Origin of the sequence: Streptomyces sp. NPDC086077 (assembly GCF_040686175.1) — a bacterium.
Taxonomy (GTDB): Bacteria; Actinomycetota; Actinomycetes; order Streptomycetales; family Streptomycetaceae; genus Streptomyces.
In genome coordinates, this window is record NZ_JBFBJT010000269.1 from 1 (window position 1) to 5,004 (window position 5,004).

A 5,004-nucleotide genomic window follows, 5' to 3' on the forward strand; every position below is an offset into this window, starting at 1 on the left:
GGCACGGACACGGGCGAGGCCGAGCTTCTCGGCGGCGGCGCGCACGCCCTCGACGACGGTGGTCACGGCGGCGTCGCCGATGGCGTGGAAGCCCGCCTGGAGGCCCGCCTCCGTGCAGGCGACCACGTGCGAGGCGACGGCGTCAGAGTCCAGGTAGGCGGTGCCGAGGTGGTCCGCGTCGGCGTAGGGCTCGTGCAGGCAGGCGGTGTGGGAGCCGAGGGAGCCGTCCACGAACAGGTCCCCGGCCGCGCCGACCGCGCCCAGCTCGCGCGCCTTGTCGACGTCGCGCTCGGCCCAGTAGCCGACGACGCGCGGGCCCACCTCCTCGGCGGCGAGTCGCAACAGGGCGCTGAAGTCGTCCTCGGAGGAGATGTCCGGCCCGGCGCACTCGTGGACCGAGCCGATACCCAGGGATGCCGCGTGCGCGAGGGCGGCGCGCTGGGCCTCGGTGCGCTGCGCGGGCGTCACGGCTGCGAACGCGGCGGCGCGCACGGAGTGATGGGCGTCGCGGGTGAGGGGGGCGTCGTCCTGACGCTCCAGACCCGGCACGAGGTCGAGCAGGGCCGTGCTGACGACCGCCGAGTGGACGTCGATGCGGCTCAGGTAGAGGGGGCGGTTGCCGGTGGCCGCGTCGAGTTCGGCCCGCGTCGGGGGGCGCCCGCCGGGCCAGCGTGCGGCGTCCCAGCCGTGGCCGAGCAGGACGCGGTCGTCGGGGCGTGCGCCGGCGAAGTCCCGTACGCGGGCCAGCGCCTCGTCGAGGGAGCCGGCGCCGGACAGGTCGAGGCCGGTCAGGGCCAGGCCGGTGGAGGTGGTGTGCACGTGGGCGTCGGTGAACGCCGGGGTGACCAGAGCCCCGTCCAGGTCGACCACCTCGTCCACGCCGTCCGCGAAGGCGTCGGCGGCGCCCTCGGAGCCGACCCAGGCGACCTGGCCGCGCTCGACGACCATCGCGGTCGCGAACGGATCGGAGGGACTGTGGACCTCTCCGCGACGGAGCAGAACGGTCTTGGCCGGGGCGGTGCTTTCACTCATGACACACAGTCTCGCGCCTCACGGGAGCCCCGCTGCACGCAGGTGCCCCGGATCCGACGACAGGGGTGGCCGCAGGGGCCCGCGAGCAGGGCGCCCCGCATTAGGCGGGGCCCTGGACGGCTCCAGACCCGGTGCCGCGTCGGGTGCCTCAGATCCGCGGTGGCCGTGCTTCGTACGGCGTGGAGAGCACCACCGTCGTCCGCGTCGAGACCCCCGCGAGCGAACGCACCCGCGCCAGCAGTTCCTCCAGCTCGTGCGGGGTGGCGACCCGCACCTTGAGGATGTAGTTCTCGTCGCCGGCGACACTGTGGCAGGCCTCGATCTCGGGGACGCCGGCGAGCCGGTCCGCGATGTCGTCGGGGGCGCTGGGGTCGAACGGTTTCACCGAGATGAAGGCGGTCATCGGCAGCCCGACCGCCTCGGGGTCGACGACAGCGGCGTACCCGCGGATCACGCCGCGCTGCTCCAGCCGGCGCACCCGCTGGTGCACGGCCGACGTGGACAGCCCCGTGGCCTTGCCGAGGTCGGTGTAACTCATCCGCCCGTCCTTGACGAGCAGCTGCACGATCTGTCGGTCCAGCTCCTCCATGGCGCAAGAACCTACAGTGCGCCTGACCTCATGGGATACCTCAGCGGTGCAGGTCATGCCCGGTTCGTGATGTCCTGGAGAGCGGCCTGTGAGCCACTCGGGGGACAAAAGCACCACGCGTGGCACCTGCGAGCAGCATGTGACGAACACCACAGGCTTCGAACAGTCTCCGTAATGAAGTCGTGATTACCCCGGAGAGGGGCTGGGAAGTGCTTGCTGTGGTCGAGGCCGCAGCGCCTTCACGGCCCAGTCCGAGGGGGAGAATCCCATGCAGAGTCTTAAGCGCCCTGGTCGTACCGCACCCAAGCGGCAGCAGTTGGTCGTCGAGCCCGAGCCGGAGGGTGTCGAACCCGACGCCTTCGGTGGCGAGGAAGCCGACGAACTCGACGCGTACGACACCTTCGAGATGTACCGGGTGATCTGCCCGGACTGCGCACAGCCCATCGCCCTGCTCGCGGACGAGGACTTCCTCCCGGAGCACGCGCTGTGCGCCTCACCGTGGAACCCGTTCGGACTCACGGTCTGTGCCGGTACGGGCCGCCGGGCCACCGACGCGCGCCCCGCGGACGAGTCCATCGAACCCCAGGAGCAGCACACCGCCCTGCTGTTGACGCTCCCTCAGGGACTGGACTGGCGGACGCAGCCCTTCTCGCACGTCGGCGGCCCGGGCTCACGCCCGATGCGGGTACCCGACATGCGGCGTCACGCCGCCTGAGCCACCACGCTCGGCCTCGACCCCAGTAGCTGCCCCGCACCATGGCGCCCAGGCTGCCGTGGTGCAGGATCACTGCGTCCGGGTCCGCCGGGGCGGCGACTTCACCGAAGTGCACCTGCTGGCAGGCGACGCGCAGCATCACGATCGCGTGCCGCAGGGCGGCGTCCAGGGTGGAGAAGACCATGTCCTGGGCGTGTGGCCGGTGAGCCGGGCGTAGCGCGCCTCGATCCGGTCGCGGCGCGGGAAGTCCGGCAGCCCGCGCTGCCCCGAGGCGACCGTGAGGTCGTGGAAGAAGCGGTGCAGGTGGACGGTCCAGCCGAGGTTCACCTCGCGCGGGGCCGGGGCGAGGTGTCATGGGTTCCTCCCGTCCGGGGACGCGCACGCCACGCCGCTACGGCGCCACCGAGTCGAACCCGGCGAACCCGCTCGGCTCGTGCCGCCCGAACGAGCCGTGCTCGAAGATGCCGTACCCGATCTCGCCGTCCAGCCGGAAGCGGGCCGCGTGGTCGGTGACGCCGTACGCGGCGAGGGGGTGCGCGGCCGGGTCGGCCAGGTCGTGGACGCGGCGGTCGGTCCAGTCGCGGCCGCGCCAGGTGCCGTGCTGCCAGTCACCGGCGGGCGGATAGCCCGCGCCGACGGCGAGCGGGGACGACGTCAGGATCTCCACGTCCAGTTCCAGCGGCTTGCGCGGGTCGCCGAGGTGGATCAGGGCGTGCTCCGGGTGCCGGGTGCCGGGTGCCGGGTGCCAGAGCGGTAGGTGATCTCCGGCCGGGGCCAGCCGAGTTGGCGGTCGCGGCGGCCGGGGCGCACGACCGTGGCGTCGTTCAGGGTGCGGTAGCCGTCGGCGTCCTCCTGCACGATCACCATCAGGAACCGGTCCTCGAAGCGGACCGGGCACCAGACCCAGTGGAACCCTCGGTCGGGTACTCCTCGGCGAACCGCCCGCCGTCCTCACCGGGGATCGGCCGCCCGCCCAGCTGCGGTCGCGGGTGCCGGTCCACCGGCCGGCCTGGAGGCGGATCTCCTGATCCCCGGCCCGGATCCAGCCGACGCACCGGCCCGCCTGCACGAACCGCCTGCCCTCCAGCGTGAGCCGGCTGCCCCGCCGCTGTTGGTGGTGCGGCTCCCACAGCGGCGGGAAGTCCGCGGACCAGTGGACCTCGTACGACAGTCCGTCAGGGTCGTCCGGGTCGGCGGCGCAGCTCAGCACGTACTCCCGCAGCGGGTGTTCGACGTGCGTACGCAGCGGGCCGACCGCCAGGCGCATCTGGTCGTCGCCGAGGGCGTCGGACGCGCGTACGGCGTGCAGCGTGTCGCCGATGCGCGGGGTGGCGTAGGCGTCGATCACCCCGGTGTTGGGGTAGACGCCGAGTCCGGCGATCAGCAGGGCGCGGCCCTCATGGTCGAGGACGTGGAAGATGCCGCGGTCGTAGGCGTTCCGGTCCCCGGTCGCGACGTGCTTCATCGACAGGGGCACCTGGTGCACCGGGTAGTCGTCGAGCGGCACCGGACGATCGTCGACCACGGCAAACCTCCCTGGGCACGGTGAAGTTGACGGTACGTCAGAACAACGTCGGCGGCCAGAGGAACGGAACAGGACGGCTCAGGGACGGGGCGAGGGACGACCCGGCCGGCCAGGACGACCGGAACGGGCGACGAACCCACGCTCGATTCCCGGGCGGGGTGACCTGCCCGCATACCGTCGCGTTGCCCAGATATGACCCCGACTTCCACCTCGTCCACGACCGGGCGTCAGTACCGCGTATTCGCTCCCCGGTACGCAGAATCGCTTCCGCACGCCCCGCGCCCCCTGCAGACCCCGCTCCCCGCGCCACCGCCGCAGCCTCAGCCGCTCCCCGACCCACCCATCTACCGCGACCTGATGCGCACCTGGGCGCACCGTGGGCGCACCCTGCCGGGGCACCACGACCCGGAATGGATCCGGCTGGCGGCGCCCCTGGTCAGGACCGGTCAGTTCAGCGCGTCTCCGGACCCGCTAGGTGACGGGCGATGACCATCCGCTGGATCTGGTTGGTGCCCTCGACGATCTGGAGGACCTTGGTCTCCCGCATGTAGCGCTCGGCCGGGAAGTCGGCGGTGTAGCCGTAGCCGCCGAGGATCTGGACCGCGTCCGTGGTGACCTTCATGGCGGTGTCGGTGCAGTGCAGTTTGGCCATCGCCGCCTGCCGGGCGAAGGGCCGCCCGGCGTCGCGCAGCCGCGCCGCCGCGAGATACAGGGCGCGGCCCGCCTCGATCTGCGTCGCCATGTCGGCGAGCATGAAGCGCAGCCCCTGGAAGTCGGCGATCGGGCGCCCGAACTGCCTGCGTTCGGTGGCGTACGCGACGGCCTCGTCGAGCGCCGCCTGCGCCACGCCGATCGCGCAGGCCGCGATGCCGAGCCGCCCGGAGTCGAGCGAGGACAGCGCGATGGCGAAGCCCTGTCCCTCCTCGCCGAGCCGCCGGGCGTCGGGGACGCGCACGCCGTCGAGGTGGACCTGGGCGGTGGGCGAGCCCTTCATGCCCATCTTCTTCTCGGGCGCCGCCGCGCTCAGTCCCTCGGCGTCGCCGGGCACCAGGAAGGCGGTGATCCCGCGCGGGCCGTCCTCGCCGGTGCGGGCCATGACGGTGTAGAAGTCGGCGATGCCGCCGTGCGTGATCCAGGCCTTGG

At 72.6% G+C, this 5,004-nt stretch carries 4 protein-coding genes and 2 pseudogenes; 1 reads left to right on the forward strand and 5 read right to left on the reverse strand.

What is annotated here, in order from left to right:
• The coding region (locus tag AB0O67_RS36540; RefSeq protein WP_365460165.1) for an amidohydrolase family protein at positions 1-1,032 on the reverse strand (1,032 nt) is incomplete at its 3' end.
• 148 nt (positions 1,033-1,180) lie between these two features.
• A complete protein-coding gene (locus tag AB0O67_RS36545) occupies positions 1,181-1,621 on the reverse strand; it encodes an Lrp/AsnC family transcriptional regulator (protein WP_006136660.1) in 441 nt (146 codons plus the stop codon).
• Between the two features lie 268 nt (positions 1,622-1,889).
• On the opposite strand from AB0O67_RS36545, the gene AB0O67_RS36550 reads away from it, so the two are divergent.
• Positions 1,890-2,336 (forward strand): hypothetical protein, encoded by a 447-nt coding sequence (locus tag AB0O67_RS36550; RefSeq protein WP_365460168.1) that lies wholly within the window; start codon positions 1,890-1,892, stop codon positions 2,334-2,336.
• A gap of 22 nt (positions 2,337-2,358) precedes the next feature.
• Here AB0O67_RS36550 and AB0O67_RS36555 read toward each other — a convergent pair.
• The 3 genes and pseudogenes from AB0O67_RS36555 to AB0O67_RS36565 form a co-directional block, all read right to left on the reverse strand.
• Positions 2,359-2,675: pseudogene (locus AB0O67_RS36555) on the reverse strand (phosphotransferase family protein); the annotation flags it as partial.
• A gap of 52 nt (positions 2,676-2,727) precedes the next feature.
• Positions 2,728-3,861, reverse strand: a pseudogene (locus AB0O67_RS36560) (hypothetical protein).
• A gap of 451 nt (positions 3,862-4,312) precedes the next feature.
• Positions 4,313-5,004 (reverse strand): acyl-CoA dehydrogenase family protein (locus AB0O67_RS36565; protein WP_365460171.1); only part of this gene is annotated, 692 nt, incomplete at its 5' end.